Origin of the sequence: Herbaspirillum sp. B65, from assembly GCF_000333555.1 — a bacterium.
Classification (GTDB): domain Bacteria; phylum Pseudomonadota; class Gammaproteobacteria; order Burkholderiales; family Burkholderiaceae_D; genus Herbaspirillum; species Herbaspirillum rubrisubalbicans.
This window is the reverse complement of the sequence record NZ_BADI01000423.1, coordinates 1-2,879: the sequence shown is the minus strand read 5'-3', so window position 1 is coordinate 2,879 and position 2,879 is coordinate 1. Positions and strand designations below refer to the sequence as shown.

2 protein-coding genes and 1 pseudogene are annotated in these 2,879 nt (G+C 63.8%); all 3 read right to left on the bottom strand.

All coding sequences use genetic code 11. The annotated features are described in order from the left end of the window. Positions 1 to 133: 133 nt before the first annotated feature. Complete coding sequence (locus tag I5W_RS10150) at positions 134 to 979, bottom strand: HpcH/HpaI aldolase/citrate lyase family protein (RefSeq protein WP_044529122.1); 846 nt, start codon at positions 977 to 979, stop codon at positions 134 to 136. Beyond that, positions 979 to 2,169 carry a CaiB/BaiF CoA transferase family protein gene (locus I5W_RS10145; RefSeq protein ID WP_017450225.1) on the bottom strand — a complete coding sequence of 397 codons (1,191 nt, stop codon included), beginning with the start codon at positions 2,167 to 2,169 and terminating at the stop codon, positions 979 to 981. The genes I5W_RS10150 and I5W_RS10145 overlap by 1 nt, the downstream gene beginning before the upstream one ends. 26 nt (positions 2,170 to 2,195) lie before the next feature. Next, positions 2,196 to 2,879: pseudogene (locus I5W_RS10140) on the bottom strand (acyl-CoA dehydrogenase family protein); the annotation flags it as partial.

The window sequence follows — 2,879 nt, the reverse complement described above, 5'->3', positions numbered from 1 at the left end:
TCACGGCGGCTCACCGCAACGGGTGGGCCTCGGTCGTCTGGCGCAGCACGGCGGCATGGATCTTCATGGTGTCGTCTCCCTCCTGGTTGGAAAACGCCTAGGTTACACGAGCCCCGGCCGGCTCAATCCGCGCTCAATCAAACCAACGCCCGGCCACGCGCAGGAATTGTTCAGCCTGCAGGATCACCGGCTTGTCGATCATCCTGCCCTTGAACGAAATGGCAGCGCCATCGCTGGCACGCACCGCCGCCATCACTTCCTCAGCCCAGGCCAGTTCCTGCTCGCTGGGCATGAAGCCGTGCCGGACCCCGGCCACCTGACGCGGGTGGATGCACAACTTGGCGCCGAAGCCCAGGCGCCGCGCCCGCTGCACCATGCGCGCGAGCAAGGCGTCGTCATTGAAAGCGGTGGTCACGCCATCGATGGGCGGCGCAATCCCGGCCAGGCGCGAGGCCATCACCATTTCCACCCGCAGAGGCAGCAACTCCTCTTCTTGCGGCCCGCATTGCATCCCCAGGTCGAGCTGGGCATCGATGGCACCGAAAGCCAGGCGCTGCACGCCGGGCACGGCAGCAATCTGGCGCATGGCGGCCAAACCCGCCGCACTCTCGATCAAGGCAATCAAGCGGCGTCCCGCGCCCAGGTGCGCGGCAACGGACGCCACCGTGGCCGCATCTTCCGCCTTGGGCAGCACGATGCCGGCCAGCGATGGTGCAGAAAACGTCAACAGGTCCTGCTGGTGCCAAACCGTATCGGCGGCATTGATGCGCACCCATATGCGCGGCTGGGCAGCCTGCTCCTGCAGCCAGCCCGCCAGCGTGGCACGCGCCGCTTCCTTCTGCGACGGAGCCACTGCGTCTTCCAGGTCGACGATGACGGCATCGGCCCCGCTCTGCAGTGCCTTGGCATAGCGCTCGGGCCGGTTGGCCGGCACGAACAGGTAGCTGCTGGCAGCCGCCCAGTCTGGCCTGGTGCTCATCACACGGCTCCCCGTTCACGCAGGGCGGCGATGCCGGCGGCGTCGTATCCCAGTTGCCCGAGGATGGCCTCGGTATGCTGGCCCAGCGCAGGAATGGCTTCCATGCGGTAGTCGTAGCGATCGTTGGCGCCCGGTGGCAACAAGGCCGCCACCTTGCCCACCGGCGTATCGACCTCGGTCCAACGCTGACGTGCAGCCAGTTGCGGGTGTTGCCACAGATCATGCATGGTATTGACGCGGGCATTGGCAATCTGCGCCTGATCCAGCCGCGCCACTACCTGCTCGGCGGTCATGTCGGCGAACATGCTCAGGATCAACTGGCGCAAGGTCTCGCGATGTTCGTGTCGAAGTGCATTGCTGGAAAAACGCGCATCGCTGGCCAGCGCCGCATCCTCCAGCACCACTTCGCAAAACACTTTCCATTCGCGCTCGTTCTGCAAACCCAGCATCACGGTCTTGCCATCGCCCGCCGTGAACGGGCCATACGGATAGATGGTGGCGTGCTCGGCCCCGGAACGCTGCGGGGCGCTGGCGCCCTGGTAGGCGTAGTACAGCGGAAAACTCATCCACTCGGCCAGCGCCTCCAGCATGGACAGGTCGATGTGACTACCCCGTCCATCGCGCCCACGCTGGATGAGCGCAGCCAGGATATTGGAATAGGCATACATGCCGGCGGCGATGTCGGCAATCGAGCAACCGGCCTTGGCCACGTCATCGCGGGTGCCGGTCACCGACAGGAACCCGGCCTCGCTCTGGATCAGCAGGTCATAGGCTTTCTTGTCGCGATAAGGACCATCCTCGCCATACCCGGAAATGTCGCAGACGATCAAGCGCGGATGCCTTTCATGCAGCACCGGGGCCGACAGGCCCAGCGCGGCAGCCGCACCCGGCGCCAGGTTCTGCACCAGCACATCGGCCTGTTGCAGCAACTGGTCGATGATGCGCTTGCCGGCTTCATCCTTGAGGTTCAGGGTCAGGCTTTCCTTGGAACGGTTGGTCCAGACGAAGTGTGAAGAAAGACCATCGACCCGCGCATCGTAACCCCGCGCAAAATCCCCCACGCCGGGGCGCTCGATCTTGATGACGCGCGCGCCCAGGTCGGCCAGTTGGCGCGTGCAGAACGGCGCGGCGATGGCATGTTCCAGGCTGATGACGGTAATGCCCGCGAGCGGGCCAGTGGCGTGCGACATGAGGACTCCGGTTGGGATGATCCGCTTCAGAAGGAACGTGGCAAGCCGAGAATGTGCTCGGCCACGTAGGAAAAGATCAGGTTGGTCGAGATCGGTGCCACCTGGTACAAGCGCGTCTCGCGGAACTTGCGCTCGACGTCGTATTCGCAGGCAAAGCCGAAGCCGCCATGGGTCTGCAGGCAGACATTGGCGGCTTCCCACGACGCCTTGGCCGCCAGGTACTTGGCCATATTGGCCTGGGCACCGCAAGCCTGGCCGGCATCGAACAAGGCACAGGCCCGATAGCGCATCAGGTTGGCCGCCTCCAGTTCAATATAGGCCTCGGCAATCGGGAACTGCACGCCCTGATTCATGCCGATGGGACGATCGAACACCATACGCTGCTTGGCGTACTGCGCAGCCTTGTCGATGAACCAGTAACCATCGCCGATGCACTCGGCGGCAATCAGGGTGCGCTCAGCATTGAGGCCATCGAGGATGTACCTGAAGCCCTGCCCTTCCTCACCGATCAGGTTCTCGGCCGGGATCTCGAGATGGTCGAAGAAAAGTTCATTGGTCTCGTGATTGACCATATTGGCGATGGGCCGCACCTCCAGGCCGCGTCCGATGGCCTGTTTCAGGTCGACGATGAAGATCGACATGCCCTCTGACTTTTACTGCACTTGATCCAGTGGCGTGGTGCGAGCGAGCAGGATCATCAGGTCCGAGTG

What these genes read in the sequence shown, in the direction of transcription:
- I5W_RS10150 (WP_044529122.1), bottom strand. Translation starts at nt 979, where the DNA reads ATGAGCACCAGGCCAGACTGGGCGGCTGCCAGCAGCTACCTGTTCGTG.
- I5W_RS10145 (WP_017450225.1), bottom strand. Translation starts at nt 2,169, where the DNA reads ATGTCGCACGCCACTGGCCCGCTCGCGGGCATTACCGTCATCAGCCTG.